General features: G+C 69.9%; 26 protein-coding genes. 7 read left to right on the top strand and 19 right to left on the bottom strand.

What is annotated here, in order from left to right; all coding sequences use genetic code 11:
- Positions 1–14: 14 nt before the first annotated feature.
- From ACFXP5_RS03510 to smc, 4 genes are all read right to left on the bottom strand, one after another.
- Entirely contained in the window at positions 15–515 is a 501-nt protein-coding gene (locus ACFXP5_RS03510) for a DUF2004 domain-containing protein (protein ID WP_394526978.1), read from the bottom strand.
- Between the two features lie 54 nt (positions 516–569).
- Positions 570–1,442, bottom strand: a complete 873-nt coding sequence (ftsY, locus tag ACFXP5_RS03515; RefSeq protein WP_394543522.1) for a signal recognition particle-docking protein FtsY — start codon at positions 1,440–1,442, stop codon at positions 570–572.
- 41 nt (positions 1,443–1,483) lie between these two features.
- Positions 1,484–2,161, bottom strand: a complete 678-nt coding sequence (locus ACFXP5_RS03520) for a hypothetical protein (RefSeq protein WP_394526981.1) — start codon at positions 2,159–2,161, stop codon at positions 1,484–1,486.
- Between the two features lie 74 nt (positions 2,162–2,235).
- Complete coding sequence (gene smc / locus ACFXP5_RS03525; protein ID WP_394543523.1) at positions 2,236–5,754, bottom strand: chromosome segregation protein SMC; 3,519 nt, start codon at positions 5,752–5,754, stop codon at positions 2,236–2,238.
- Positions 5,755–6,191: 437 nt separating this feature from the next.
- Between smc and ACFXP5_RS03530 the strand changes: the two genes are divergently transcribed.
- Positions 6,192–6,458 (top strand): hypothetical protein, encoded by a 267-nt coding sequence (locus ACFXP5_RS03530; protein WP_394543524.1) that lies wholly within the window; start codon positions 6,192–6,194, stop codon positions 6,456–6,458.
- 70 nt (positions 6,459–6,528) lie between these two features.
- Positions 6,529–7,614 (top strand): GNAT family N-acetyltransferase, encoded by a 1,086-nt coding sequence (locus ACFXP5_RS03535; protein ID WP_394543525.1) that lies wholly within the window; start codon positions 6,529–6,531, stop codon positions 7,612–7,614.
- Here the strand turns inward: ACFXP5_RS03535 and mutM are convergent, their stop codons facing one another.
- The 6 genes from mutM to ACFXP5_RS03565 form a co-directional block, all read right to left on the bottom strand.
- Positions 7,615–8,520: a bifunctional DNA-formamidopyrimidine glycosylase/DNA-(apurinic or apyrimidinic site) lyase gene (gene mutM / locus ACFXP5_RS03540; protein ID WP_394543526.1), complete on the bottom strand. Its 906-nt coding sequence runs from the start codon at positions 8,518–8,520 to the stop codon at positions 7,615–7,617.
- Positions 8,513–9,205 (bottom strand): ribonuclease III, encoded by a 693-nt coding sequence (gene rnc / locus ACFXP5_RS03545; protein ID WP_394526989.1) that lies wholly within the window; start codon positions 9,203–9,205, stop codon positions 8,513–8,515. Before rnc ends, mutM begins: the two co-directional genes overlap by 8 nt.
- 17 nt (positions 9,206–9,222) lie before the next feature.
- Complete coding sequence (rpmF, locus tag ACFXP5_RS03550; protein ID WP_055965500.1) at positions 9,223–9,432, bottom strand: 50S ribosomal protein L32; 210 nt, start codon at positions 9,430–9,432, stop codon at positions 9,223–9,225.
- A gap of 2 nt (positions 9,433–9,434) precedes the next feature.
- Entirely contained in the window at positions 9,435–9,935 is a 501-nt protein-coding gene (locus ACFXP5_RS03555; protein ID WP_394526990.1) for a YceD family protein, read from the bottom strand.
- Positions 9,936–10,036: 101 nt separating this feature from the next.
- Positions 10,037–10,534, bottom strand: a complete 498-nt coding sequence (gene coaD, locus ACFXP5_RS03560) for a pantetheine-phosphate adenylyltransferase (RefSeq protein WP_394526992.1) — start codon at positions 10,532–10,534, stop codon at positions 10,037–10,039.
- Between the two features lie 27 nt (positions 10,535–10,561).
- Positions 10,562–12,730 carry an ATP-dependent DNA helicase RecG gene (locus tag ACFXP5_RS03565; protein WP_394526993.1) on the bottom strand — a complete coding sequence of 723 codons (2,169 nt, stop codon included), beginning with the start codon at positions 12,728–12,730 and terminating at the stop codon, positions 10,562–10,564.
- A 49-nt stretch (positions 12,731–12,779) separates the two neighbouring features.
- On the opposite strand from ACFXP5_RS03565, the gene rsmD reads away from it, so the two are divergent.
- A complete protein-coding gene (gene rsmD, locus ACFXP5_RS03570; protein WP_394543527.1) occupies positions 12,780–13,364 on the top strand; it encodes a 16S rRNA (guanine(966)-N(2))-methyltransferase RsmD in 585 nt (194 codons plus the stop codon).
- Here the strand turns inward: rsmD and thiL are convergent.
- On the bottom strand, positions 13,334–14,326 hold the full coding sequence (gene thiL / locus ACFXP5_RS03575) for a thiamine-phosphate kinase (RefSeq protein ID WP_394543528.1): 993 nt from the start codon (positions 14,324–14,326) through the stop codon (positions 13,334–13,336). The genes rsmD and thiL overlap by 31 nt on opposite strands.
- 56 nt (positions 14,327–14,382) lie before the next feature.
- Between thiL and ACFXP5_RS03580 the strand changes: the two genes are divergently transcribed.
- Positions 14,383–14,871 (top strand): DUF3515 family protein, encoded by a 489-nt coding sequence (locus ACFXP5_RS03580; RefSeq protein WP_394526999.1) that lies wholly within the window; start codon positions 14,383–14,385, stop codon positions 14,869–14,871.
- Positions 14,872–14,887: 16 nt separating this feature from the next.
- On the opposite strand, the gene ACFXP5_RS03585 is transcribed toward ACFXP5_RS03580, so the two are convergent.
- The 7 genes from ACFXP5_RS03585 to leuC all read right to left on the bottom strand — a co-directional run bounded on the left by ACFXP5_RS03585 (position 14,888) and on the right by leuC (position 22,080).
- On the bottom strand, positions 14,888–15,559 hold the full coding sequence (locus ACFXP5_RS03585) for a hypothetical protein (protein WP_394543529.1): 672 nt from the start codon (positions 15,557–15,559) through the stop codon (positions 14,888–14,890).
- A 106-nt stretch (positions 15,560–15,665) separates the two neighbouring features.
- Positions 15,666–16,754, bottom strand: a complete 1,089-nt coding sequence (locus ACFXP5_RS03590; protein WP_394543530.1) for a D-alanine--D-alanine ligase family protein — start codon at positions 16,752–16,754, stop codon at positions 15,666–15,668.
- Positions 16,654–17,790: an NAD(P)H-dependent glycerol-3-phosphate dehydrogenase gene (locus tag ACFXP5_RS03595; RefSeq protein ID WP_394527005.1), complete on the bottom strand. Its 1,137-nt coding sequence runs from the start codon at positions 17,788–17,790 to the stop codon at positions 16,654–16,656. The genes ACFXP5_RS03590 and ACFXP5_RS03595 overlap by 101 nt, the downstream gene beginning before the upstream one ends.
- Entirely contained in the window at positions 17,780–18,541 is a 762-nt protein-coding gene (locus ACFXP5_RS03600) for a lysophospholipid acyltransferase family protein (RefSeq protein WP_394543532.1), read from the bottom strand. Before ACFXP5_RS03600 ends, ACFXP5_RS03595 begins: the two co-directional genes overlap by 11 nt.
- Before the next feature lie 2 nt (positions 18,542–18,543).
- Positions 18,544–19,869, bottom strand: a complete 1,326-nt coding sequence (murA, locus tag ACFXP5_RS03605; protein WP_394527568.1) for a UDP-N-acetylglucosamine 1-carboxyvinyltransferase — start codon at positions 19,867–19,869, stop codon at positions 18,544–18,546.
- A 103-nt stretch (positions 19,870–19,972) separates the two neighbouring features.
- The gene (gene leuD / locus ACFXP5_RS03610; protein ID WP_394527009.1) at positions 19,973–20,593 is read right to left on the bottom strand and encodes a 3-isopropylmalate dehydratase small subunit; all 621 of its coding nucleotides are present in this window, start codon (positions 20,591–20,593) and stop codon (positions 19,973–19,975) included.
- 2 nt (positions 20,594–20,595) lie between these two features.
- On the bottom strand, positions 20,596–22,080 hold the full coding sequence (gene leuC / locus ACFXP5_RS03615) for a 3-isopropylmalate dehydratase large subunit (RefSeq protein ID WP_394543533.1): 1,485 nt from the start codon (positions 22,078–22,080) through the stop codon (positions 20,596–20,598).
- A gap of 349 nt (positions 22,081–22,429) precedes the next feature.
- Between leuC and ACFXP5_RS03620 the strand changes: the two genes are divergently transcribed.
- The 3 genes from ACFXP5_RS03620 (at position 22,430) to ACFXP5_RS03630 (ending at position 25,485) form a co-directional block, all read left to right on the top strand.
- Positions 22,430–22,702: a GlsB/YeaQ/YmgE family stress response membrane protein gene (locus tag ACFXP5_RS03620; RefSeq protein WP_394543534.1), complete on the top strand. Its 273-nt coding sequence runs from the start codon at positions 22,430–22,432 to the stop codon at positions 22,700–22,702.
- A gap of 138 nt (positions 22,703–22,840) precedes the next feature.
- Complete coding sequence (locus ACFXP5_RS03625; protein ID WP_394543535.1) at positions 22,841–24,175, top strand: O-acetylhomoserine aminocarboxypropyltransferase/cysteine synthase family protein; 1,335 nt, start codon at positions 22,841–22,843, stop codon at positions 24,173–24,175.
- Positions 24,172–25,485: an LLM class flavin-dependent oxidoreductase gene (locus ACFXP5_RS03630; protein WP_394543536.1), complete on the top strand. Its 1,314-nt coding sequence runs from the start codon at positions 24,172–24,174 to the stop codon at positions 25,483–25,485. Before ACFXP5_RS03625 ends, ACFXP5_RS03630 begins: the two co-directional genes overlap by 4 nt.
- Positions 25,486–25,510: 25 nt before the next feature.
- Here the strand turns inward: ACFXP5_RS03630 and ACFXP5_RS03635 are convergent, their stop codons facing one another.
- Positions 25,511–26,593, bottom strand: coding sequence for a TerC/Alx family metal homeostasis membrane protein (locus ACFXP5_RS03635; RefSeq protein WP_394543538.1), 1,083 nt, complete (start codon positions 26,591–26,593; stop codon positions 25,511–25,513).
- Positions 26,594–26,605: the final 12 nt, after the last annotated feature.

Raw genomic sequence — 26,605 nt, forward strand, 5'->3', positions numbered from 1 at the left:
GCGCGGGGTGAAAGTCAGTCGGCGCTGGTGACCGACTGCACGGTGCCGTCGGAGGCGAGATTGACCAGGAGGACGTCGTCGGTCGCCTCCGGGTCGAGGGCGTACTCCAGGACGGCGAAGGGGTCGCTGCCGCCGTGTTCGTCGGCGAGAATCGTCATGCTCATGAGCTGGAGCGAGCGGATCACGTCGATCTGGGTGTCACCGGAGACATCCACGAGCAGGTCGTCGAGTTCTTCGCCGAGGCCCTGCTGCTGCTGGAGGATGTACTCGATCACCTCGCTGGTGCGATCGTCGAGTTCCGCCACCATCGCGTCGCGCGCGGTGCGGTCGATGCCCTCGATCGAGGAGACCATGCCCGCCGCGGCATCGAGCGCGTCCTGCGAGACATCATCCTGATCGGGCGCGGTGAGATCGACGGTGACCGTCTGATCGCCGAATTCCACGTTCTCCGACCAGAAGATCGAACCGTCCGGACCCGACTCGAGGAGTCCGAAGAAGTCGTGTTCGATGGCCATGGCCCTATGAAACCAGTCTCGTGTCGTGCACGGTAGTCGCCGCTCCGCGCGCCATCAGTCGACCAACGACGATGCGAAGACGTGAGGGGTGAAACCGGTGAGGTCGCCGATTCCTTCGCCCTGGCCCAGCAGCTTCACCGGGATGCCGGTGAGCTCCTGTACGGCGAGCACGAACCCCCCGCGGGCGGAACCGTCGAGCTTCGTGATGACGAGGCCTGTGACACCCGCGCTGTCGAGGAACGCCTGCGCTTGACGGAGTCCGTTCTGCCCGGTCGTGGCGTCGAGCACGAGCAGCACCTCGCTGATCGGCGCCTGCTTCTCGATGACGCGCTTGATCTTGCCGAGTTCGTCCATCAGGCCGCCCTTGGTGTGCAGGCGTCCGGCGGTGTCGATGAGCACGATCTCCGTGCCGGTGTCCTTCGCGTAGGTCACGGTCTGAAAGGCGACCGAAGCGGGATCCTGCCCCTCCTGCTGCGGTCGCACGATCGTGGCGCCGCCGCGTTCGGCCCACGTCGCGAGCTGGTCGACGGCGGCGGCGCGGAAGGTGTCGGCGGCACCGACCACCACCGAGCGACCGTAGCGGCCGAGGAACTTCGCGAACTTGCCGATCGTGGTGGTCTTGCCGACACCGTTCACCCCGACGACGAGCACCACCGCGGGCCGCTCGGTCAGTCGGAGGGTCGTGTCGAATTTGGCGAAGTGCTCCTCGAGGGTCTCGCGCAGCATCCGCTGCAGGTCCTTCGGGTCGGTCGTGCGATAGCGCTCGACCTTCGCCTGGAGCTCGCCGATGATGCGCTCGGTGACGTCGGGGCCGAAGTCGGCCGTCAGCAGGGCGGTCTCGAGGTCTTCCCAGGTGGTCTCATCGATCGTGGGCTTGACGAACATGCCGCGCAGTGCGCGACCGAGCGACCAGGAATTCTCCGCCATGCCTCCAGCCTACGGCGATGCACGGCCCCCGCCGCCGTCGGTCAGAGCGGCGCGAGTACCAACGACAGGTAGTCGTCGCGCAACTCGTCGCGGAGGGCCACAGCATCCTGGCCCTGCGGGCACGTGACGCTGACGACATACCCGCCCTGGAACGCGCCGAAACCGCGAGCGGAGACCACGTAGTTCTCGCCGGTCTCGCTGCTCTCGCCCCCGACGGTGCGAACGTCGAAGGTTCCGGCGCCGCCCAGGTTGAGCGGCAGCTGCTCGTCGAGCGCGTACGGCGTGATCTCGGCCGCGGTCGCCTGGAACCAGGCGGCGAGCACGGAGTCCGACAGCGCGGCGTCATCCCCCGCTACCGCGAGGTTGCTGACGTCGCCCTGCCAGAAGGCCACCTCGCACTGGGTGGCCAGGTGGGTGTACGACCAGCCGCCCTCGCCGTTGTCGGCCTGCGCGACGGCGAAGTCGGCGTCGGCGATCATCGCGTCGCCCCATTGGCCGCCGACCGACGGATCGAGGTCGGCACCTGCGGCGAAGGTGAGGTCGGCCGGTACGCCGGCCTCGGCGTCCGCCTCGGTCGTGGCCTCGATCGACGGGGAGCTCGTGGGCTGCTCCGACGGCTCGGCCGCCTCGTCGGGAAGAGCTGCCGGCGAGCACGCGGTGACGGCGACGGTCAGTGCGGCGAGGAAGGACAGAGCGAGAGGCACCCGAGACGAAGACATTCGGCAACCGTAGCCGCGCGCGTCCGTCCGGCCGCGCCGCTGGTCATCGGGCCGGAAAGACGGTAGGGCGCCGGTCACCGGGCGACGCGGTCGCCCACCCGTTGGCCGACGACGGCCGAGACGCCGTCCTGGCGCATCGAGACGCCGTAGAGGGCGTCGGCGATCTCCATCGTGCGCTTCTGGTGGGTGATCACGATCAGCTGGCTGTTCTCGCGCAGGCGTTCGAAGACCCCCAGCAGGCGGCCGAGGTTCGCGTCGTCGAGCGCCGCCTCGACCTCGTCCAGGATGTAGAACGGGCTCGGCCGGGCGGTGAAGATCGCCACGAGGAACGCGACGGCCGCGAGCGAGCGCTCCCCGCCCGACAGCAGCGACAGTCGTTCGATCTTCTTGCCGGCTGGTCGCACCGACACCTCGATGCCGGTGGTCAGCGGCGAGTCGGGATCGGTGAGCGACACGCTGCCGGTGCCACCGGGGAACAGGATCGGGAAGATCTCGCCGAAGGCCACCCGCATGTCCTCGAAGGCGGCCAGGAAGATCGACTGCATCCGCTCGTCCAGCTCGTCGATGATCGTCAGCAGATCGGTGCGCGTCTGGGTGAGGTCGGTGAGCTGCTCGGTGAGGAAGGCGTGGCGCTGTTCGAGCGCCGCGAACTCCTCGAGGGCGAGGGGATTGACCCGCCCGAGTGTCGCGAGCTTGCGCTCGGCGTCCTGCAGTCGGCGACGCTGCTGAGCGCGATCGAACGGGACGGATGCTGCCTCCGCATCGGCGTCGTGCGTAACCGCGTCGTTGGGGACGGCCTGGTCGGGGCCGTACTCCGCGACGAGTATCTCTTCGCTCAGGCCCAGCTCGGACTGCACCCGCTCCAGGAGGCTGTTCGCGTGCAGCCGCTTCTCGTGGATGCGCATCTCGAGGCCGTGCACGCTCTCGGTCACCCCGGCGAGCCGGTCGCGGATCGCCGCTTCCTGGGCGCGGGCCTGAGCGAGCTCCGCGGTGACGGCGGTGCGGGCTGACTCCGCCGCGGCGAGCTCCACCCGCGCCTGACTGACCGAGCGATCGACGGAATCGAGCAGGGGCGGGAGCGCCGCAGCCACGGAAGCCGCGATCTCGCGCTGCGCCCGACGGATCACCGCGCGCCGGGCCGCCTCTTCCGCTGCCGCGCGCTCGCGCTCGCGTTGACGTTCGAGCTGCACGATGCGCGCCTCACCCGCTCGCATCCGTTCGCGCAACGTCTCCACCTCGAGACGCGCGCGCATCTCGGCGTCGCGCGCCGTGTCGAGGTCGGCCAGCATCCCCTCGCGGGACGAGGCATCGAGGATCGGACGCGGCGCCTCGAGGGCCGAGGCCAGCGTCTTCTCGGCGACGCGAGCCGCATCCTCCGCTTCGGTGACCGCCGCTTGCGCCTGGCCGAGGCCGGCCTCGAGCCGGTCGCACTCCGCCACAGCAGCCTCGTGGCGCACTGTCGCGCGGTTCACACGTTCGGCGTGCGAGGCGAGCGCCGCGTCGTGCTCGCGCAGTGCGGACAGCGTCTCGCGCGTGCGCTGACGGGCACGCTGGTGGGTGCCCGTCGCGTCGGCGAGGCCCTCGCGGAGCGAGTCGGCGACGACACCGATCTCGGCGAGTCGTTCGGCGGCGGCGTCGCGTTCGGCGGCGAGCTCGAGGCGTGACCGCCCGGCACCGGAGCCGGCGCGGATCGTGAAGGCGGTCGCCACCTCCCCCGCTCGGGTGACGATGACGACCGGTCGTGCCCCGCCCTCGAGGGCACCGCTTGCGGCTTCGAGGTCGTCGGCGATGAACACGTCGGCGAGGATGCCGAGCACGCCGGCGGGGGCGGTGACGACGTCGCGCGCGGCGGTCAACCCGGGCGGGGTGGGCTCAGGGGTGCGCGACGACGACGCGTCGGCGATCGCGATGTCGACGACGCCGAGGTCGGACGAGCGGGCGACCGACGCCGCCGCGACGGCATCGGCTCGGGTGGCGACCAACAACCCCTCCGCGAGCGGTCCGAGTGCCGCAGCGATCGCCGCTTCGAAACCGGCGGTCACCTTGACGCTGTCGGACACCAGCCCACGAGCACCGGAACCGTCCTGTCCGACGAGTTCCGCCGCAGCATTACGGACGTCGAGCGCTCGGCCCAGGGCGGTGGTCTGGGCCGTGAGCGATTCGACCTCGCGCTCGGCGGCGTGCAACCGCTCGCGCAGGGCCTCGACCTGCGCCTCGGCGTCGACGGCCTCGCGTTGCGCACGCTCGTACGCTCCGGCGTACTCCGCGGCGGAATCCCCGGTGAGGGCGACCGGTTCGAGTTCGGCGAGGGTCGCGGCGGCCTCACTCCGCCGCGCGGTGGCCGCGTCGAGCGCCCGCTGTTGGCGATCGACGGCCGCTCGCACCGCGGCCAGCGCGGAAGCTGCCGCCTCGGCCGATCCGCGCAAGGCCGTCAGGCGCATGTCGTGCTCGGACACCAGGGCGCTCTGAGCGGCGATGTCGGTGTCGAGCGCATCGAGCTCGGCGCGCGCGCGCGTCACGGTGCGACCGGCCGCTGCGGCAGCATCCTGAGCGTCCCCGAGGCCCGCGGACAACTCGTCGATCTCTGCGCGCACCTCGTCGATCGCGGCCGGCGAGACGGTCGTCGCGTAAGCGCTCGGGTCGGCGTCATCGGAGGACAGCAGCGAGAGGCGCTGGCCAGCGAGCGAATACAGCCCGCGGAGACGTTCCTGCACCTGTTCGAGCGCGAACGACACCCCGCGGGCGGCATCGACGGCCTCGGACCGCTGCTGACCCTCCAGCCGCTCGACCTTCGCGTGGATCGTGCTCGCCTGATCCTGCAGCACGAGCCGCTCGGAATGACGCTCCTGCTCGGTGCGGGCGTGCTCGGCGAGTTCGCGACGCATCCCCACCAACTCGTCGGCGTACAGCCGGGCTTTCGCGTCGCGGACGACGGCGGCGATGGATGCTGCTTCCCGGGCGATCTCCGCCTGCCGGCCGAGGGGTTTGAGCTGGCGCCGCAACTCCCCCGCGAGATCGCTCAGGCGCGTGAGGTTGGCCTCCATCGCTTCGAGCTTGCGCAGGGTCTTCTCTTTGCGGCGACGGTGTTTGAGGATGCCCGCAGCCTCCTCGATGAACCCCCGCCGGTCCTCGGCGCTGGCCTGAAGCACGCTGTCGAGACGTCCCTGACCGATGATCACGTGCATCTCGCGCCCGAGCCCCGAGTCGCTCAGCAGCTCCTGCACGTCGAGGAGGCGAGCGGTCTCGCCGTTGATGGCGTACTCGCTCGAACCGGTGCGGAAGAGCGTGCGGCTGATCGTGACCTCGGAGTAGTCGATCGGCAGCGCACCGTCGCTGTTGTCGATCGTGAGCTGCACCTCCGCACGACCGAGCGGCCCGCGGGTCGAGGTACCCGCGAAGATGACGTCCTCCATCTTGCCGCCGCGGAGGGTCTTTGCCCCCTGCTCCCCCATCACCCAGGCGAGCGCGTCGACGACGTTCGATTTGCCCGAGCCGTTCGGACCGACGATGCACGTCACCCCGGGTTCGAGGGCGAAGGTGGTCGGCTGGGCGAACGACTTGAAGCCCTTGAGCGTGACGCTCTTCAGATGCATGGCTTCGCCTTCCGGCCCGGTGGTCAACGCATCACGGTACCGGACCGCCGCTCTCGCGCCCCGACGGCGGGCCGGAGAACCCCGGAGCCGTGCGGACACGCCCGGGGTGCGAGCCAAACTGGGAAAGTGCTTGACGCCGTCAGCGCCCGTCCGCTAGCGTCAGTGATCGCGAACGAAGTCGAGAGGAGGTCACCATGAACATTCAGCCCGCTGTTGCCGAAACTGCGTTTTCCGCCCGAGCTGCGGTGACCCGCTCCTTCTCCGCCACCCCCGCCGCCGCCTGACCGCGCCCGGCATTTCCCCGGCTTCGTGCCGCGCCCGTGCGGGCCTCGGACCTCCGACCCCAACCGGCTTCCCGAAGCTCCTCCTCTGGAGGCTGCTTCCGCTTCCTCGCCGCCCCTCCGGCGGCACGCGATACTGCGCCGAAAGGCATCACCATGAACGACCTGTCCCTCCCCGTACGTTCTCGGGGCCGAACCGAAGAAGAGATCCTCCGCAAGGTCGTCGAACCCGGCGCCCGGGTGTCGCTGTTCGACCGACTCTCCCTGCGTCTGGGCCTCTGGCTGCTGCTGCGGAGCGCTCGACGGATGCGTCGCGTGCGCCTGCACGCCGACCACGCCCGTGCGCTCGAGCAGGCAGCCTCGCTCCAGAACCGGGAGCACGAACAAGCCTGGGCCGCTTTCACGCGTCCCCACTCCCTGTGATCTCCCCGGAGCCGTTCCGCCGCGAGCGGCTCCGGGGAGATCCTCGCCCATCCTCCGAGAGGACACCCCCGTGATCACCGCCCCCACCGACCTGGAGTTCCGCCTCCTCGAGATCCCGGCCGCGCTCGACGCGCCGGATGCGGCCGACTTCGTCGAAATGACGCGCGTGCGCAACCTCATCCGCGCCGAGATCTCCGGTCACGACGACCACAGCTTGACCGCGGCCGAGATCCTGCCGACCTTCGCCCCCGACCCCATGGAGCTGCGGTTCCTCTGGCTCGCCCTGCTCGGATCCGACGTCGTCGGGTTCATCGGCCTGGACGTCCCCCAGGAGCCCGGCTCCCGGGTCGCCTACTGGACCGTCGAACTCCTGCGCTCCGTCTGGAGCCGCGGCATCGGGTCAGCGGCGATGGAACTCGTCGAACGCGTCGCTCGCGAGCACGAACGCACCGTTCTGCAGACGTGGGTCGAGCACCCCGCCGCCGCCGGCGATCGACTCGTGCCGCCGACCGGTTTCGGCAGCATCCCGGTCGACCATGCCGCCCGTTTCCTGCTGCGCCACGGCCACCACCTCGAGCAGGTGATGCGCCACAGCGTGCTGGAACTGATCCCGGCCCCGCCCCGCGTTCCCGAGCTCCTGGAGCAGGCGACCACCGCCGCCGCCGGGTATCGCGTCGTGCAGTGGCAGCTGCCGACGCCGCCGGAGTTCGTCGACGGCTACGGGTGGATGAAGTCGCGCATGATCACCGACGCTCCGGCGGCGGGGATGGAGTACGACGAGGAGGTGTGGGACGCCGCGCGCGTCGCGCGTCACGACGCCACCTTCGTCGACGCCGGTCGCCTGGTGCTGGTGACGGCCGCTCAGCACCTCGACTCCGGCGAGCTGGTGGCGTTCAACGAGCTCATCATCGGCAGCGATCGCACGCGTGTCACCGCCCAGCACGACACGCTGGTGCTCGCGGATCACCGCGGGCACCGACTCGGGATGCTGGTGAAGACGGCCGCCCTCGTTTCGTGGCGCGAGATCGCGCCCGCTTCACCGCGGGTGCGCACGGACAACGCGGAGGAGAACCGCCCGATGCTCGACATCAACGAGACGATCGGCTTCGTGCCCGACTCGTACGAGGGGGCGTGGAAGAAGGTTCTCGCGCCGTGATCAGCGCGGGAGGCGTTGGCAGCGCGGGCAGTAGTGGCTCGAGCGATTCGTGAACGAGACACGCATGATCGGGGTACCGCAGCGGGCGCACGGTTGCCCGGTGCGCCCGTAGGCGTTGAGGGAGTGGGCGAAGTATCCCGCCTGGCCGTTGACGTTCACGTACTGGGCGTCGAAGCTCGTGCCACCCTCCGCCAGCGCTTTGTCGAGCACCGTACGCGCTTCAGCGAGCAGCCGGTTGACGGCGCGCGTCGACAGGTCGCGCGCGGGGATGTCGGGATGCAGGCGCGCGGCCCACAACGCCTCATCGGCGTAGATGTTGCCGACACCGCTGACCACGGTCTGATCGAGCAGCACGCGCTTGATTCCCGACCCCTTGCGCGCGAGCACCCGGCGGAAGGCGTCGTCGCGGAAGGCCGGATCGAGCGGATCCCTCGCGATGTGGGCCACCTGGCGCGGGGTGGCGGCGAGCTCGCTTCCGCGTCCGCCCGCGGCCCCGTCGGCAGTCGGCTCGAGGAGGTCGACGGCGAGCGATCCGAAGGTGCGCTGGTCGGCGAAGACCACCGAGATCTCACCGTGCACGGGATGCTGCAGTTCGATGCGCACCCGCTCGTGCCGCTCCGCGGGTGACCCGGGCGCGCGCAGCAAGAGCTGGCCGCTCATGCCCAGGTGGGCGATGATCGCCTGACCGGTCTCGGCGGCCGGGGCGAGCGGGAGCCACAGGAACTTGCCGCGACGCACCGCAGCATCCACCCTGCGTCCGACGAGTGCTGCTTCGAAGGAGGCGCCGGTGTCGCGATGGCGGGTCAGCGCACGCTCATCGTGCACCTCGACGCCCGTGATGAGCGCGCCGGTCACCGCCGGTTCGAGGCCCGCTCGCACGACCTCGACCTCGGGGAGTTCAGGCACGACCGCCCAGGCCGCGCCACGCCGCGAGGGCCGCCGCCATTTCGGCCTGCTTCTTGCTCGTGCCGTCCCCGTGCGTGGTGATCGCCCCGACCCGGACGGTCGCGGTGAAGCGGCGGTCGTGGTCGGGACCGCTCGCGGCCACCTCGTAGCTGGGCGCCGCGAGCCCTTCCTGAGCGGCGAGCTCCTGGAGGCTCGTTTTGGGATCCATGGCCGCGCCATAGCGTTCGGGGTCGGCCAGGAGCGGCTCCACGAGGCGCAGCACGAGGCCGGTCGCAGCTTCCGGACCGGCGGAGAGGTAGGTGGCGCCGAAGACGGCTTCCATCGTGTCGGCGAGGATCGAATCCTTGTCGCGACCGCCGGTCAGCACCTCGCCTCGGCCGAGGAGCACGTGGTCACCGAGGCCGATGCCGCGGGCGACCTCGGCGAGGGCGACGGTCGACACGACGCTGGCGCGCCGCTTCGCGAGCGAACCCTCGTCGAGATCGGGGTGACCCGTGAACAGCCGCACCGTCACGGCCTGACCCAGCACCGAATCGCCGAGGAACTCGAGGCGTTCGTTGTGCGGGATGTGGCCGTGCTCGTACGCGTACGAGCGATGCGTCAGGGCAAGCGAGAGGAGCTCGGGGTCGATATCGACCCCGAGCTCGTCGATGAGCGCTTGGCGCTCAGGAAGAACGTCGGTCACGGCGCCTGCCGCGGACGTCAGACGTCAGCGACCTTGCGGCCCTTGTACTCGAGGAACAGCTCGGTGCCCTGCGAGTCGGTGACGACCTTGGCCTGGTGGGGACGGCTGTAGACGGTCTTGCCGTTCTCAACCGTGGTGGTCAGCGTGATGGGCGCTGCCTTCCACTGCGCGCGGCGCGAGCGGGTGTTCGAGCGGGAGACCTTCCGCTTCGGGGGGTTACCTGCCATGACTAGCTCTTCTCTGTGTTCTCGACGCCGCGAAGCTGTGCTTCGTCGTCGGGGTCTGGGGTGAATTGCTGGAGCGCAGCCCATCGGGAATCGAGGGGCGTCCGCTCGCTATCGTCGGTGCTCGCGGTCAAACGGTTGCCGGTGTCCGGGTCGAGCCCGAGGCAATCCGGCTGACACACCGGCTGAAACGGAAGCGAGAGAACAATCGCGTCTCTGACGTGACTTTCAAGGTCCACATGATCGTCTTGCACCTCGAAGTCAGCCGCTTCTTCTCCAGGATACGTGAAAAGCTCCTGAAACTCGACTTCGACGGGCGCTTCGATATCGGTCAGGCAGCGTCCGCACACTCCCGTGTAGCGCGTGTCGACCGTCGCGGTGGCGAGGATCCCCTCGTGAACGGACTCGAGCCGGATATCGATCTCGAGCGGTTCGTCCTTCGCGATCGAGACGAGGCCCTCGCCCCATTTCTCGGGGGCGGGGATGTCGAGGGTGAACTCGCGCATCTCCCCCGGTCGGCGAACGATGTCGCGAACGGGGAACGCGAAGGGTCCTGGGCGGCGGCTTCTCACAGGGAGAGAGCTTACCGCCGCTGCAGCGCGGTGGCTCAGTGGCGGGTCGCGCCGGTGTCGAGGAACCGCGCCACCGCGGGCGGCACGAAGGGCGACACGTCGCCGCCGAGCGCCGCCACCTGGCGCACCAGGGAGCTGGAGACGAGCGCGTGCGCGGGATCGGGAAGCAGGAACACCGTCTCGACATGCGCGAGGTGACGGTTGACGATCGCCATGGGCGACTCGTACGACACGTCCACCTGCGAGCGGATGCCTTTCACGAGCACTCCCGCGCCGACGTCGACGGCGTAGTCCACGAGCAGTCCGACGCTCCAGGCCGCGACGATGACGTCGCCCTCGATCCCCGCCTCCACGATCGACTGTTCCAGCAGGGCCTGCCGCTGCGCGATGGGGAGCAGGGCCTCTTTGCCGGGGTTGTGGACGACGAGCACGTGCACCTGGTCGAACAGGGTCGCAGCCCGCCGGATGACGTCGAGATGCCCGAGCGTGGGCGGGTCGAACGATCCCGGTACGACGGCGATCCTGGGGTCCATGCCGCCAGCCTATCGAGCGAGGGCGCGTCAGGAGCGCGCGAGGGCGGCGCGCTCGAACGCGCCGACGCGCCGCTCGATCGCAGCGGCGAGGGCGGGATGCTGCGTCAACGTCGGGTCGTCGGCGAAGACGCGTTCGGCGGCGGCGCGCGCCTCCGTGATGACGTCGGCGTCGGTGACCACCCGCAGGAGCCGCAGCGATGACCGCGCACCCGACTGCACGTCGCCGAGCACGTCGCCCTCGCCGCGCAGCTCGAGGTCGACCTCGGCGAGTTCGAAACCGTCGAGCGTGCGCGCGACCGCGTCGACGCGGGCGCGCGCCGAGGTGCCTGGCGACGCCTCGGTCACGAGCAGGCAGATCCCGGGCACGCTGCCGCGGCCGACCCGGCCGCGCAGCTGATGCAGCTGCGACACGCCGAAGCGATCGGCCTCCAGGATCACCATCGCGGACGCGTTGGGCACGTCGACGCCGACCTCGACCACGGTCGTGGCCACGAGCACGTCGATCTCGCCGCGCGAGAAGGCCTGCATAATGCGGTCCTTCTCGTCCGAGGGCATCTTGCCGTGCAGCATCTCGACCCGCAGCGACTCGTACGCCGGCAACCGGGAGAGTACCTCGGCGACCTGCACCACACCCCAGCGAGTGCGCGCGGCCGTGCCCTCACCGGCCGGCACCGGCTCGTCGGCCGTGTCGTCCTTCTGCGCGGCCTCGGCGTCGATCGCCGGACAGACGACGAACGCCTGCCGGCCGGCGGCGACCTCTTCCGCGACCCGGTCCCACACCCGCGCGAACCACCCGGGCTTCTCGGCCAGGGGGGCGACGAAGGTCTCGATCCCCGCGCGCCCGACGGGCATCGTGCGGATGGTCGACACATCGAGGTCGCCGAACACGGTCATCGCCACGGTTCGGGGAATAGGAGTGGCTGTCAGCACGAGCGTGTGCGGCGTCGTGCCCTTGGCCCGCAGGGCCTCGCGTTGCTCGACACCGAATCGGTGCTGCTCGTCCACCACGACGAGGCCCAGGTCGGCAAAGGTCGTCGAGGCGCTCAGAAGCGCGTGCGTGCCCACCACGATGCGCGATTGACCGGATGCTGCACGCAGCGCCGCCTTCCGACGCTCCGCTGCGGGAAGCTGCCCGGTGAGTAGTGTCGGCATCAGCTCGGGGGCGAGCACCGGACCCAGCATCTTCGCGATCGAGCGGACGTGCTGGGCGGCGAGCACCTCGGTGGGGGCGATGAGGGCCGACTGACCGCCGGACTCCGCGACCTGGAGCATCGCCCGCAGCGCGACGAGGGTCTTCCCCGACCCGACCTCGCCCTGCACGAGGCGGTTCATCGGCCAGTCGCCCACCAGGTCTGCTGCGACCGCGTCGCCCACCGTCACTTGGTCGGGGGTGCGCGCGAAGGGCAGACCCGCGTCGAAAGTGGCGAGGAGGCCCTCCGCCGTCGCCGGACGCTTGGTCGCGGACATCGCGCGCACGAACTGGCGCTGTTGCAGGAGCGCCGACTGCAGGACCAGGGCCTCGTGCATCCGCAGGGTCGCGACGGCCGGGCCGACCTGGTCATCGAAGTCCGGCCGATGGACGCGCTCGAGCGCCGTGCGCGCATCGAGAAGCCCGTGGCGCTCACGCAACTCGGCGGGAAGGGGATCATCGATGTCGTCGAGACCGTCGAGGACGAGCTTGATCGCCTGCTGCACGAGATGACTCGGCACGGTGCTGGTGGCCGGGTAGATGGGGATCGGCAGGTGCGCGTTGGCCTCCGCGCTCATCCGTGCCTCCTCGACGTCTTCGAAGAGCTGATAGTCGGGGTGCGCCAGCTGGGTGGCGCCGCGGTACTCCCCCACCTTGCCGGAGAAGATCCCCCGCCGGCCGGGGTACAGCTCCTTGAGACGCCAGGCCTGATTGAAGAAGGTGAGGCTGAGGTGACCGTCGCCGTCGGTGATGACGACCTCGAGCAGCGAGCCCTTGCGGTTCTGCATACGACGCTCGCCCGCCCGCACCACCTCGGCCACGATCGTGACGGGTTCACCCAGCGGCAGCGAGGCGATCGGGGTCAGCTCGCCTCGACGCGCGTAGCGGCGGGGGTAGTGGTTCAGCAGCTCCCCGACCGTCTTCAGCCCGAACGCCCGATCGAAAGCGGCCGCCGTCTTGCCTCCCAGGGCGCTTTCGAGGCGCGTCGAGAGGGTGAAGCCGGGCATGGGAGAAGTCTAGGCAGGATCGTCGACACCGGGTTTGTAGGGTGGGACGGTGACGCGCATCATCGCCGGCTCGGCCGGGGGAACCACGCTCGACGTCCCGTCCGCGGGTACGCGCCCCACGAGCGACCGCGTGCGGGAGTCGCTCTTCGGCGCCCTCGAGTCCGCAGACCTGCTGGCGGGCGCGCGGGTCGCCGACCTCTTCGCCGGGTCGGGAGCGCTGGGGTTGGAAGCTGCGAGCCGGGGCGCAGCATCCGTCGACCTCATCGAGCACTCCGCGCCCGCCGTCACCCTCATCCGTCGCAACGCCGACCGTGTGACCAAGGCCGGGGGCTTCGCCACGCCGTTGCGCACCCACCGCGCCGCCGTCAACACCTTTCTTCGCGGTGCGGGCGTCGGCGCGTTCGACCTCGTCTTCCTCGATCCGCCCTACGACCTCCCCGACGCCGAACTCACCGAGACGCTCCTCGCCCTCGCGCCCCGGCTCTCCCCCGACGCGACGGTCGTCGTCGAGCGGGCGAAACGGTCGGCGGCACCGGAGTGGGAAGCGGCCCACCTCGCGCCCCTTCGACACCGCGTCTACGGCGACACCGCGATGTGGTGGGGTCAGCCCCGACCCGTGTCCCAGTCGCGATAGGGGTCCCACCCGCCCGATCCGGCGAACGGCGCTCCGTCGACGGTGAGCGGGTCGGCGCCGCGCTCGCGCACGGTCCCGATCGCACGGAATCCTGCGGGAAGCGGCGCCCCGGTCGGGAACGTCGCCAGGAGCGCGTGGTCCTCTCCTCCCCCGAGCGCGCGGGCGGGGTCGGGCCCCAGGGTGGAGGCGTCGAGGTCGAGCGTCACTCCCGACGCGTCGGCGAGGCGCCGCGCATCGAGAGCGAGGCCGTCCGAGACGTCCATCATGGCGGTCGCGCCGCCGTCCGCGGCGAGAGCGCCCGCCGCCACCGGTGGGCGCGGCGCGCGTTGCCGCTCGAGCGCGCGTGCTTCTGCGGGCGCCAGCGCCCCCAGCTCGGCGGGCGACACGGCGCGGGGTACGCCGTCCGCGTCGACGAATCGGTGGAAGAGCACCTCGAGCCCCAGCGCGGCGACGCCCAGATCGCCCAGGACCGCGACGGTGTCGCCGGGGTGCGCGCCGGAACGTCGCACGGGAGCACGACCGTCGAGCGAGCCGAGCGCCGTGACGGCGATCGTGAGGGTGTCCGACACGGTCAGGTCCCCGCCCTCGACCGCGCAGCCGGGGGCGAGCTCGGCGCACGCCGCGGCCAGTCCGTCGGCCAGGCCGTCGACGAACGAGACGGGCGTGTCGTCCGGCATCGCGAGAGCCACCAGCAGGGCCGTCGGGCGGGCGCCCATCGCCGCGACGTCGGCCAGGTTGACGGCCGCTGACTTCCAGCCGAGGTCGAACGGACTCGACCAGGCGAGGCGGAAGTCGGGTCCGTGAACGAGCGTGTCCGTGGTCGCGACGACGCGACCGTCGGGAGCTGCCAGGACGGCGGCGTCATCGCCCGGGCCGACGAGCGCCGACGACGCCGGGAGGCGGTCGAGGATGCGCCGGAGGATCTGTCCCTCGCTCAGTTCGCCGATCGTCTGTTCGCCCACCGCTCCACGCTATCGCGGCCGCATCGCCGACCCGCGGAGCGGGTTAGCCTGGAAGGGTGATCCTCCCGCGCCGCCTCCTCGCCGCGGGTACCGTCCTCGCCGCGATCCTGTCGCTCTCCGCCTGCGCGGGAACGGTGGCGATGCAGCCCGGCCCCGCGGCCGACGACCCCGCGTGCGCCGCCGTCTCGGTGCGCCTCCCCGACACGATCGCCGGCCAGGCACGCCGGTGGACCGACGCGCAGGCGACGGCGGCCTGGGGTGATCCCGCATCGGTGCTGCTGACGTGCGGCGTGCGGGTGCCCGGGCCCAGCGAGCTCACCTGCCAGAGCGTCGACGGGGTCGACTGGCTCGTGGACGAGTCGGAAGCACCGAAGTACTACACCTTCACGACGTTCGGCCGTACCCCCGCGGTCGAGGTCTACATCGACTACGACGTGGTCGGTAGCGCCGACACGCTCAGGGCGATCTCCTCGATGCTGGCCGTGCAACTCGCCCCGACCGGCAGCGTCTGCACCGCGCGCCCCGGCAGCGAAGAGATCGAGTGACCCGGGAGCCTCGCGGCTACTGACCCAGACCCACGCGGTCGACTCTGCGGTGGTACCGCATGCCGGCCAGTCCACCGAGCAGCGCTCCGAGAAGCGTCACGACGGCGGCTCCGAGGGCGGTCAGGATGCCGGTCGTCGTCGCGGTCTCGGGGGTCACCGGAATGCGGGGGAAGCCGCCCAGGGTTTCCAGGATGTCCCACTGGCTCCCGGCGACAGCGGTGACGATGGCCACGATCACGGCGATCAGTACCGCCCACAACCAGACGGCGAGTCCCTGCTTGAGTCCGCTGAAACGCGCCATCCGCCCGGCGACGTAACCGCCCGCGAAGTAGGCGATCAGCAGTACGGCCCCGAGCACGACCGCAGCGATGATGCCGACCGTGCCGGCGTTGTCGGCTGCGGCGTCCGTCGCCTCCTCGACACTCGCCCCCTGATTCGCTCCGATCGCGGCGCCGACGGCCGCGATCACGGCGGTCAAGAGCACCGTGAGGCCCATGGCGCTCAGCCAACCGAAGAAGGCCGCACCGAACTGGAACCCGCTGAAGCGGGCTTTCTCGCGGGCGACGACGTCCTGCCGCAGCGTGTGATCCGTCTCGCGCGGCGTCGTGACGCCCGCCGGGCCGACGGTCGCGTCGGGGTCCGCTCGCACGGGGCGTGGGTCGGAAGAAGGCGGGGTCGCAGTGCTCATGGCCGCACGGTAGGCGCGCCCCGGCGCCGGCGTCGTCGGGGTTGCCGTCGGACGGCGGCGGTCCTATCCTCCTGCGTCCTCACCCGGAGAGGACGGATGCTGGAGCTCAGGCAGCGCGCTCGCGCACCTGTTCGATCAGGTCGGTGATGAGGTCCTCGTACGACATCCCGGAGGCGATCCAGCACTTGGGGAACATCGAGATCGGGGTGAAGCCCGGCATGGTGTTCAGCTCGTTGACCACCGGGCCCTCGGCGCCGAGGAAGAAGTCCACACGGGCAAGCCCTCGACCGTCGACCGCCTCGAAAGCGCGCACGGCGGCATCCTGCACGGCGATGATCTGCGCGGGATCCATGTCGGCCGGGCAGATGACGTCGACACCGTCGCCGCCGAGGTACTTGCCCTCGAAGTCGTAGAACTCGCGCGTGGTGAGCACGATCTCGCCGGGCAGGGAGACGCGCGTCGCACCGTCCTTGCGAGCACCGAGCACGCCGACCTCGATCTCGCGCCCCACGACGGCCTGCTCGACGAGCACCTTGTCGTCTTCGGCGAACGCGAGGTCGAGCGCTGCGGCCAGCTCGTCCACCCCGTGCACCTTCGACACCCCCACCGATGAACCGGCGCGCGCGGGTTTGACGAACCACGGCAGCGTGAGCCCGGAAGCACGTTCGGCGATCGCCGCAGCATCCCCCGTCCATTCCGAGCTCCGCACGGTCACCCAGGGCGCCACCGCGATGCCGGCAGCCTGCAGCACCACCTTCATGAAGTGCTTGTCCATGCACAGCGCGGAATCGAGCACCGAACCGCCGGCGTAGGGCAGGTCGAGCGTGTCCAGGAAACCCTGCACGGTGCCGTCTTCGCCGTGCGTGCCGTGCAGGATCGGCAGCACCACGTCGATCGTTCCGAGATCCCGCTCGGTGCCGTCGGCGTCGCGCACGACGAGGGTGCGATCGCCGCTGTACGGCCAGACGATGCGGGTACCGTTGTCGGTCACCTCGGGCAGGCTCTCGGTGTCGAGGGCGAACTTGTCGGGATCGTCGTCTTCGAGCACGAAGACGCCGTCGCGCGTGATGCCCACCGGGATCACGCGGTAGCGGTCACGATCGATCGCGCGCAGTACCCCGCCCGCCGTGACGGAGCTGATCGAATGCTCGCTGGAGCGCCCCCCAAAGAGCACCACCACCGCTGTCTGGTCCATGCTGCGTCCTCTCGCCCTTCGGCTTGTCGTCGTCGGTCGTCAGGTGGGGCGCGATGTCGCGCGGGTTCATGGTGCCGTCCAGCACGCGTTTGACCTGCGAGACGATCGGCATCTCCACGCCCACCTGCTTCGCGAGCTGCAGCACCGGCGCCACGGACGACAACCCTTCCGCGGTCTGCTGCATCTGCTTCACCACGTCGGCGAGACTGAGCCCCTGGCCGAGCAGACGACCCGCGGTGTTGTTGCGACTCAGCGGCGACTGGCACGTGGCGATCAGGTCGCCGAGACCCGCGAGACCCTGCAGGGTCTCGGGTTGCGCACCCTGCGCGACGGCGAAATCGGTCATCTCGACGAGTCCCCGCGTGATGATGGATGCTTTCGTGTTCTCGCCGTAACCGACCCCGTCGACGATGCCGATCGCCACCGCGATGAGGTTCTTGAGGACACCGCCGAACTCGGTTCCGATGACGTCGGTGTTCACGAACGACCGGAAATACCGGTTGCGGGCACGGCGGGCGACGGCTTCGGCCGTCAGCTCGCTCACCGAGGAGATGACGGCGGCCGTGGGCTGTTCCCGAGCGATCTCGAGGGCGAGGTTCGGACCCGAGGCGACGGCGATGCGCTGCGGGTCGCACTGCAACTCCTGGGCGATGACCTCGCTCATCCGCAGGCCGGTGCGCTTCTCGACGCCCTTCATGAGCGACACGATCGGCACGTCGGTTCCGGCCACCAGCGGCCGGATGGCCTTGAGGTTCTCCCGCAACGCTTGACTCGGCACGGAGAGGTAGATCTGCAGCGCGCCGTCGATGGCCTCGGACAGGTGCGAGGTGGCGTGCACGTCACGGGGCAGATTGATGCCCGCCAGGTACTGGCTGTTGCGGTGCGCCTCGTTGATCTCCTGCGCGATCTCGGGCCGGCGCGCCCACATCGTCACGGAGGCGCCGCCGTCGGCGAGGATCTTGCCGAAGGTGGTCCCCCAGCTGCCCGCACCCACCACGGCGACGCGCGGCAGCGCAGCATCCGTCCTACGACTCAAGGCGACCCGTCTCGTTCTGGCCGTGCGCGGAAGGATTCCACCGCTCGGTCGGCGGGGTTCCTTCGCGCAGGGTCGTCAGCAGCTCGGTGATGCGCACCATGATCACGTCGGTCGCTTGGGCGAGGGCCGCAGGCTGCGGAGCACTGCCGCGGAATGCCGACAGATCGACCGGGTCGCCGATGACGACGCGCACGCGCCTGCGCAGCGGCCACAGCCGGATCTTGCCGTAGCGAGGCATGATGTCCTGCACTCCCCAGTGCGCCATCGGGATGATCGGGATGTCTTCGGTGAGCACGAGGCGGGCGGCACCCGTCTTCCCGCGCATCGGCCAGAGTTCGGGGTCGCGGGTCAGCGTGCCCTCGGGGTAGACGACGACGCCGCTTCCTTCTTCGACGAGCCGGGCCGATCCGCGGATCGTGTCGCGCGCTGCCGCAGCCGACGAGCTGCGGGCCACGGGCACCATCCCCGTGACGCTCAACGCCCAGCCGAGCACCGGAACTCGGAACAGGCTCTCCTTCGCCATGAACCGCGGAAAACGGCCGAGCCGCCACACGACGACGGCCACCACGAGGGGGTCGAAGTTCGAGTAGTGGTTCGGGGCGAGCACGAACGGTCCGGTCTCGGGAAGCTTCTCCGAGCCCTCGACCTCGATCTTGGCGAAGATGCGCGTGAACGGCTCGACGATTCCGGCCAGCGGCCAGAAGATGCTGGGCTTGGACCTCTCGGGAGTGACGCGGTGCGCGGGCGACACGACTATCCGATGACGTCGAAGTCGGCGCCGAGGGTGTCGAGCTTCGCGAAGAGCTTCTCGTACCCACGGCGCAGGATGCCGACGTTGCGCACCGTGGACTCCCCCTCCGCCGCGAGCGCGGCGATGAGGTAGCTGTACCCACCGCGGAGGTCGGGCACCACGACATCGGCGCCGTGGAGCGGCGTCGGGCCGTTGATGACGGCAGCCTGTTCCAACGCCCGGCGGGGCACGCGGCGTCCGGTGGACTCGATGCCGTTCGGGTGCACGACGATGTCGGCGCCCATCAGATTGAGCGCCTCGGTGAAGCCGAGGCGGTTCTCGTACACCGTCTCGTGCACGACCGACTCGCCGTGCGCCTGGGTCAGGGCGACCACGAGCGGCTGCTGCCAGTCGGTCATGAACCCCGGGTGCACGTCGGTCTCGACCACGACCGGGCGCAGGTCTCCACCGCGGCGGAAACGGATGCCGTCCTCGTGGACGTCGAAGGATCCGCCGACCTTGCGGAAGACATTGAGGAAGGTCAGCATCTCCTGCTGGCGGGCTCCCCCGACGAAGATGTCGCCGTCGGTCGCGAGGGCGGCTGCGGCCCACGACGCGGCCTCGTTGCGGTCGAAGATGCAGCGGTGATCGTAACCGGTGAGCTCGTCGACGCCCTCGATCAGGATCACGCGGTTGGGCTCGTAGGAGATGATCGCGCCCATCTTCTGCAGCACCGCGATCAGATCCATGATCTCCGGCTCGATGGCGGCGTTCCGAAGCTCGGTGACCCCGCGGGCGCGCACCGCGGTCAGCAGCACTTGCTCGGTGGCACCGACGCTCGGGTACGGCAGCTCGATGTTCGCGCCGTGGAGGCCGTCGGGGGCGGTGATTCGGATGCCCTCATAGGACTTGTCGACCACCGCGCCGAACGCGCGCAGCGCGTCCATGTGGAAGTTGATCGGACGGTCGCCGATCCGGCATCCGCCCAGGTCGGGGATGAGCGCCTCGCCGAGGAGGTGAAGGAGCGGTCCGCAGAACAGGATCGGGATGCGGGAGGCTCCGGCGTAGGCATCGATCTGCTCGAAGTTGGCCGACACCGCCCCGCTCGGGTCGAAGATCAGCTCGCCCGGTTCGACACCGTCCGTCACGCGCACGCCGTGCACCTCGAGGAGCGAACGCACCACGCCCACGTCGCTGATGTCGGGCACGTCGCGCAGGACGCTGGTGGTCTTGCCGAGCAGCACGGCCACCATCGCCTTGGTGGCGAGGTTCTTCGCGCCCTTCACCTCGACACGACCGGTCAATGGCCGCCCGCCCCGGATCAGGAGGGTCTCGCCCTCTTCGCCCATCGGGGGCGCGGCCGTCTCGGTGGTCGTGGGACTGCTCATGGGTGGAACCTCACTTGGATGGACGAGGGGGCGGGGAGAGCGACCCGGATGGGGTCTCTCTGGCTTACGGAACGGGGAGCGTTCGCGGCCGCCATGCCTCGCGACGAGCCTCGAACTGCGCGATCTTTTCTTCGTTGCGCAGCGTGAGCCCGATGTCGTCGAGCCCTTCGAGAAGCCGCCACCTAGTGTAATCGTCGATGTCGAACGAGACCTGGAGGCGATGCCCTGAGCTTGCGGAAGGGTCGCCGATGCTCGCGCGCCGCTCGCGCAGATCCACCGTCACCTCGGCGCCGGGCTGCGCCTCGAGCGCGGCCCAGATCCGTTCGATGTCGGCTTCGCTCACGACACCCGCGACGAGTCCCTGCTTGCCGGCGTTCCCCCGGAAGATGTCGGCGAATCGAGGGCTCAGCACGGCCCGGAAGCCGTAGTCGCGCAGCGCCCACACGGCGTGCTCGCGGCTGGACCCGGTGCCGAAGTCGGGTCCGGCGACCAGCACCGACGCGCCCGCATAGCGGGGTTCGTTCAGCACGAAGGTCGGATCCTGGCGCCAGTTGGCGAACAGCGCATCTTCGAAGCCGGTCTTGGTGACCCGCTTGAGGTAGACCGCGGGAATGATCTGGTCGGTGTCGACGGCCGAGCGTTTGAGGGGCACGGCGATACCGGTGTGCGTGGTGAAAGCATCCATGATCAGACCTGCGCTCCCGTCGAGGTGGTGGCCGAAGCGTCGATGAGCGGTTCCAGATCGCTGGGACTCGACAGGGTCCCGCGCACCGCGGTCGCCGCGGCGACGAGCGGCGAGACGAGGTGGGTGCGCCCGCCCTTGCCCTGGCGGCCCTCGAAGTTGCGGTTCGACGTCGACGCGCACCGTTCGCCGGGGGCGAGCTGGTCGGGGTTCATGCCGAGGCACATCGAGCAGCCCGCGAAGCGCCACTCGGCACCGAAGTCGAGGAAGACCTTGTCGAGGCCTTCGGCCTCGGCCTCCAGCCGCACGCGCGCCGATCCCGGTACCACCATGACGCGGACGCCCTCCGCTTTCCGGCGGCCCCGGATGACCGACGCGAAAGCGCGCAGATCCTCGATGCGGCTGTTGGTGCACGAGCCCATGAAGACGGCGTCGACGGGAACCTCGCGCAGGGGCGTACCCGGCACCAGATCCATGTACTCGATCGCCCGCTCGGCGGCGGCGCGCTCGTTCGGGTCGGTGAACTGCTCGGGAGAGGGCACGACGTCGCTCAGCGACACCCCCTGTCCCGGGTTGGTTCCCCAGGTGACGAACGGCTCCAACGCGTCCGCGTCGAGGAACACCTCGGCGTCGTAGACCGCGCCCTCATCGCTCGGCAGCGTGCGCCAGTAGGCGACGGCGTCGTCCCAGTCCTGACCCCGAGGGGCGTGATCGCGGCCCTGCACATACGCGAAGGTCGTCTCATCGGGCGCGACCATGCCCGCGCGCGCGCCGGCTTCGATCGACATGTTGCACATCGTCATGCGCCCCTCCATGGAGAGGGCGCGGATGGCGCTGCCGCGGAACTCGAGCACGTAGCCCTGGCCGCCGTTGGTGCCGATCTTGGCGATCACGGCGAGGATGATGTCCTTCGCCGTGACCCCGGGCTTGAGCCGGCCTTCGACGGTGATGGCCATCGTCTTGAACGGCTTGAGCGGAAGCGTCTGCGTGGCGAGCACGTGCTCCACCTCGCTGGTGCCGATACCGAACGCCATCGCGCCGAAGGCGCCGTGCGTCGAGGTGTGGGAGTCGCCGCACACCACGGTGATCCCCGGCATGGTGAGGCCGAGCTGAGGGCCGACGACGTGCACGATCCCCTGCTCGGCGTCACCGAGCGAATGCAGGCGCACGCCGAACTCCACGGCGTTGCGGCGGAGGGTCTCGATCTGGGTGCGGCTGGTCAGGTCGGCGATCGGTTTGTCGATGTCGAGGGTCGGGGTGTTGTGATCCTCGGTCGCGATCGTCAGATCGAGCCGGCGCACCGGCCGCCCCTCGGCGCGCAGTCCGTCGAAGGCCTGCGGGCTCGTCACTTCGTGGACGAGGTGGAGGTCGATGTAGATGAGATCCGGTTCGCCGTTCTCACCCTTCGTCACGAGGTGGTCGTCCCAGACCTTCTCGGCGAGGGTGCGTGGACGATCCGGAACGAAGATGTCGGGGGAAGTCGTGCTCATGGGTTCTGCCGTCTCCTCGGGTGGTGGATGGGGCCCGCGACGAACTCCGCGACGAGAGAGGCCTAGGAAAACGAGGTCTCGTCGCGGCCGCTAAGGAGAAGACGAGCGATCCGCACGGCGTCACGATACCACCCGCGTCGCCCGGGCGATCGGTGGTGCCACGCCCTCGCGCCCGCGAGTACCCGGGCAGTGGGCGCGATGTCAACCACCCCCGCACAGGGAACGCCCAGCTTCTAGCGTGGGGAGGTCGCGCGCACACAGCGGGACCGGCGTCCACTGGTGACCACCACCTCGCCGGTCGACCTCACCACCATGAGGGAGCGCGCGGACATCCCGAAAGGACAACACCATGGGCTTCCTCGGATTCCTTCTCCTCGGCCTGATCGCCGGTGCGATCGCCAAACTCATCCTCCCCGGCAAGCAGGGTGGCGGCTGGCTCATCACGCTGCTGCTCGGCGTCGTCGGCGCGCTGCTCGGCGGCTTCCTCGGCGGCCTGCTGTTCAACGCCAACCTGGAGGAGTTCTTCTCCATCCAGACGTGGCTGCTCGCGATCGGCGGGTCGATCATCGTCCTGCTGATCTACGGCTTCGTCGTGAACCGCGGCAGCAAGGCTCGCAGCTAAGCTGCGAGCCGCCCGCTCGGCGGGCACCGAGAGAGCCGTCCCGTTCCGGGGCGGCTCTCTCGTCGTTGCCTGGTGGGGCGCCGTAACACGGCGCCCCACGTTTTCGCCTGCGCGGCGCTGTCATGCCAGCCTGATCCGGTGACGACCGATTCCCGAGGTTTCTCGACCAGACAACTGCACGTCGCCAGCACGACCGCCGGCGCCGAGCCACGAGCTCTGCCCATCTACCTCACCGCCGGATTCCGCTTCTCCGACCTCGACGAATCGGCCGAGCACTTCGGTACCGGCGCCGGCTTCGGCTACTCCCGCACCGGCAATCCCACGGTCGATGCCGTCGAGCGTCGACTCGCCTCGCTCGAGGGCGGGGATCAAGCCGTCCTCGTATCGAGCGGCCAGGCCGCCGTCGTGGTCGCCCTGCTCGCCGTCGCGGGCGCCGGCGACCACATCGTGGTCGCGACGCAGATCTACGAGGGGACGCGCGGCCTGATCACCCACAATCTCGAGCGGATGGGCATCACGAGCACCTTCGTCGATGCGACCGACCTCTCCGCCTGGCGCTCCGCCGTCCGCCCGAACACCCGGGCCTTCTTCGCCGAGACCCTCTCCAACGCCCGCAACGACGTGCTCGACGTCGCGGGCGTCGCCGATGTCGGCGCCGCCCACGGCGTCCCCCTCATCGTGGACAGCACCTTCACGACGCCCTATCTGCTGCGCCCGCTCGAACACGGCGCGGCGATCGTGGTGCACTCCGCCAGCAAGTTCCTCGCCGGACAGGGCGCCGTCCTCGGCGGAGTCGTCGTCGACGACGGACGTTTCGACGCCACCCGTGACGGTCACCTCTTCCCTCACCTCACCGAGCCCGACCGCCTGGGCGGAGCGAGCTACGCCGAGAGATACGGCCACCGGGCGCGCGGGCAGTACATCCGGGAGAGCGTCGCCCCTCGCCTGGGCCCGACGCCGTCCCCCCTCAACGCCTTCTTCATCGGCCAGGGCATCGAGACGCTCAGCCTGCGCGTGGAGCGCCAGAGCGCGAATGCCCTCACGATCGCGCGTTGGCTCGCCGCCCGCCCCGAGGTCACCCGCGTCGACTACGCCGGCCTGGAGACGCATCCTCATCATGACCTCGCGCGGCGCTACCTCCCCCGCGGATCGGGGTCGGTGTTCACCTTCACCCTCGCCGGCGGGCGAGAGGCCGCGCGTCACGTCGTGGAATCGCTGGGGGTCATCACGCACATGACGCACCTCGGTGATGTGCGTTCGCTCATCCTCCACCCCGAGAGCACCAGCCACGCCGGACGTACCGAGGCCGAGCGCGCCGAGGCCGGAGTGGCGCCCGGCACGCTGCGCCTGTCAGTGGGCATCGAAGACGTGGACGACCTCCTCGCCGACCTCGCGCACGCGTTCGACACCCTTCCGGTGCACGTCGCGACCGTTCCGGAGCGCCCCGCGACGGCGGAGTCGGTGATCGCATGAGCAAGCTCCAGCACTTCGGGTGGTTCCTCGCCCGGGGCTTCGGCCCCCACGGCTGGGGGCACCCGTACCTCGACTGGAACTACCGGTGGACCCGCCCCGACCTCTACCAGGACGCCGCCCGCACGCTCGAGCAGGCCGGGTTCGACCTCGTCATCATCGAGGACGCTCCCTCGCTCGGTAATGCGGACACGATCGACCTGCGCGTCCGTCACGCGTTCGGCGGCCCCAAGCACGATCCGCTGCTGCTCGCGCCGTACCTGTTCGCCGCCACCCGGCATCTGGGCATCGCGCCGACGGTGAACCCGGCAGCGTACCTCCCGTACACGGCAGCCCGTCAGTTCGCGTCCTTGCAGCATCTCAGCGGCCACCGCCTGGGTCTGAACGTCGTCACCGACACCGGCAGTGCTCGGCACTTCTCCGGAGCGCCACAGCTCGGCCACGACGCGGCGTACGACCGCGCGGAGGAGTGGCTCGGCGGTATCCGCGACCTGTGGCGCAGCTGGGACGAGGGCGCCCTGATCGAGGACGCGGCCGGGGGCCGGTACGCCGACGGCTCACGGCTGCGCGCCACGCAACACCGCGGGGAGTACTTCTCCTTCGACGGGCCTCTGAACGCGGTCCCCTTCGAACAGGGCGAACCCGCGATCGTCTCGCCCGGTGGCTCCGGACGCGGGCTCGCCTTCGCCGGCACGAATTCGGACGTGCAGCTGGCCCTCGCTCCGCTCGACGAGGCGAGCATCCGTGCCTATCGCGGCCGTATCCACGACGCCGCGCGGGCGGCCGGACGTCGGGCCGAGGACGTCAAGGTGCTCTTCGCGATCCAGCCCGTGATCGTCTCCTCCTCCGAAGAGGCCGACCGTCTCGTCGCGGCGTCGGCTCACCCCGACGAGGCCGCCCTCACTCTCATCGCGCAGCGCCAGTCGAGCGACCTCGAAACCGACCTCACGGCGTTGGATCTCGACCGGCCCCTCGACCGCGGCATCTTCGGAGACCACGTCTCCGAAGGCAGCATCCGCCGTCTGATCGGCAAGCACGATGACTCCACGCCGCTCCGCAGGATCCTGGCGGCTCACGCCCAGCTCGGCCGACTGTCCGACGGCAGCGGGTTCGTGGGCACGGCGGCCGAGTTCGCCGACCGCATCGAAGAACTCGGCGAATGGGGCAACGACGGCGTGCTGCTGTGGGGAGACCTGCACCCCGTCACGGTGCACCGCATGCTCGACGAGCTCGTGCCGATCCTGCGTCGTCGCGGCATCCTGCGCGCCGAGTACGTCGACGGCGGACTGAAGGCGAACCTCGGCGCGTTCTGAAAACGACGGCGACGGATGCTGCGCTTCAGCGCGGGGCGTCTCCGGAGGCCGGCGGCTGCTCGAGCGGAGCAGGCGTCTCCTCGTCGACGGCGACCGCGCCCGAGGCATCCGTCGTCGTGTCGGCCTTCTTCTCTCGGGCCGAGGCGAAAAGGCTTGCGGCCGTCGCCACGGCCATGGACAGCACGATCACCGCGAGCGACACCATCGTGGAGATCTCCGGGATCCACTCGATGTGCTCGCCGCCGTTGATGAAGGGCAGCTCGTTGACGTGCAGCGCGTGGAAGATGAGCTTCACACCGATGAACGCGAGGATGAACGCGATCCCGTAGTGCAGATAGCGCAGGCGGTCCAGCAGGTCCCCCAGGAGGAAGTAGAGCTGGCGCAGCCCCATCAGGGCGAAGATGTTCGCGGTGAAGACGATGAAGGCGCTCTGCGTGATGCCGAAGATCGCGGGAATGGAGTCGATCGCGAACAGCAGATCCGTGACCCCGATCGCGCAGAACACGATGATCATCGGGGTGAAGATCTTCTTGCCGTTCACGACGGTGCGGATCTTCGAGCCGTCGTAGTGGTCGCTGATGTCGATCGAGCGCCGCAGCATCCTCACGATGAAGTTCTCGCGCTTCGCGTCGTCGCCGTGACCTTCATCACCGGGGAAGGCCTGGCGGATCGCGGTGTAGACGAGGAAGGCACCGAACACGAAGAAGATCGGGCTGAAGTTCTCGATGACGGCGGCGCCGACCAGGATGAACGCGCCGCGCAGCACGAGCGCGATGATGATGCCCACCATCAGCACCTCCTGCTGATACCGCCGCGGCACCGAGAATTGCGACATGATCAGCACGAAGACGAACAGGTTGTCGATCGACAGGCTGTACTCCGTCAGCCATCCCGCGACGAACTGACCGGCGAACTCGCCCCCCGCGACGATGTACATGATGCCCGCGAAGATCAGCGCCAGCACGACGTAGAAGACCACCCACAGCGTCGATTCACGCGTGGACGGGATGTGCGGTCGCTTGAGGATCAGCAGCAGGTCGCCGAGCAGGATGAGTGTCAGCACGACGAGCGAACCGATCTCGAAGGCCAGCGGTAGTTCGAGTTCCATGGTGGCCCTTCC

Origin of the sequence: Microbacterium hanjuni (genome assembly GCF_043556395.1) — a bacterium.
Classification (GTDB): domain Bacteria; phylum Actinomycetota; class Actinomycetes; order Actinomycetales; family Microbacteriaceae; genus Microbacterium.

What these genes read in the sequence shown, in the direction of transcription:
- ACFXP5_RS03530 (WP_394543524.1), top strand. Translation starts at nt 6,192, where the DNA reads ATGAACGACCTGTCCCTCCCCGTACGTTCTCGGGGCCGAACCGAAGAA.
- rpmF (WP_055965500.1), bottom strand. Translation starts at nt 9,432, where the DNA reads ATGGCAGGTAACCCCCCGAAGCGGAAGGTCTCCCGCTCGAACACCCGC.
- leuC (WP_394543533.1), bottom strand. Translation starts at nt 22,080, where the DNA reads ATGAGCACGACTTCCCCCGACATCTTCGTTCCGGATCGTCCACGCACC.
- ACFXP5_RS03520 (WP_394526981.1), bottom strand. Translation starts at nt 2,161, where the DNA reads ATGTCTTCGTCTCGGGTGCCTCTCGCTCTGTCCTTCCTCGCCGCACTG.
- ACFXP5_RS03630 (WP_394543536.1), top strand. Translation starts at nt 24,172, where the DNA reads ATGAGCAAGCTCCAGCACTTCGGGTGGTTCCTCGCCCGGGGCTTCGGC.
- ftsY (WP_394543522.1), bottom strand. Translation starts at nt 1,442, where the DNA reads ATGGCGGAGAATTCCTGGTCGCTCGGTCGCGCACTGCGCGGCATGTTC.
- ACFXP5_RS03555 (WP_394526990.1), bottom strand. Translation starts at nt 9,935, where the DNA reads ATGCGCGAGTTCACCCTCGACATCCCCGCCCCCGAGAAATGGGGCGAG.
- leuD (WP_394527009.1), bottom strand. Translation starts at nt 20,593, where the DNA reads ATGGATGCTTTCACCACGCACACCGGTATCGCCGTGCCCCTCAAACGC.
- smc (WP_394543523.1), bottom strand. Translation starts at nt 5,754, where the DNA reads ATGCATCTGAAGAGCGTCACGCTCAAGGGCTTCAAGTCGTTCGCCCAG.
- ACFXP5_RS03590 (WP_394543530.1), bottom strand. Translation starts at nt 16,754, where the DNA reads ATGGACCAGACAGCGGTGGTGGTGCTCTTTGGGGGGCGCTCCAGCGAG.
- ACFXP5_RS03565 (WP_394526993.1), bottom strand. Translation starts at nt 12,730, where the DNA reads ATGCCCGGCTTCACCCTCTCGACGCGCCTCGAAAGCGCCCTGGGAGGC.
- ACFXP5_RS03635 (WP_394543538.1), bottom strand. Translation starts at nt 26,593, where the DNA reads ATGGAACTCGAACTACCGCTGGCCTTCGAGATCGGTTCGCTCGTCGTG.
- ACFXP5_RS03510 (WP_394526978.1), bottom strand. Translation starts at nt 515, where the DNA reads ATGGCCATCGAACACGACTTCTTCGGACTCCTCGAGTCGGGTCCGGAC.
- ACFXP5_RS03620 (WP_394543534.1), top strand. Translation starts at nt 22,430, where the DNA reads ATGGGCTTCCTCGGATTCCTTCTCCTCGGCCTGATCGCCGGTGCGATC.
- murA (WP_394527568.1), bottom strand. Translation starts at nt 19,869, where the DNA reads ATGGGCGAAGAGGGCGAGACCCTCCTGATCCGGGGCGGGCGGCCATTG.
- ACFXP5_RS03585 (WP_394543529.1), bottom strand. Translation starts at nt 15,559, where the DNA reads ATGAGCACTGCGACCCCGCCTTCTTCCGACCCACGCCCCGTGCGAGCG.
- coaD (WP_394526992.1), bottom strand. Translation starts at nt 10,534, where the DNA reads ATGGACCCCAGGATCGCCGTCGTACCGGGATCGTTCGACCCGCCCACG.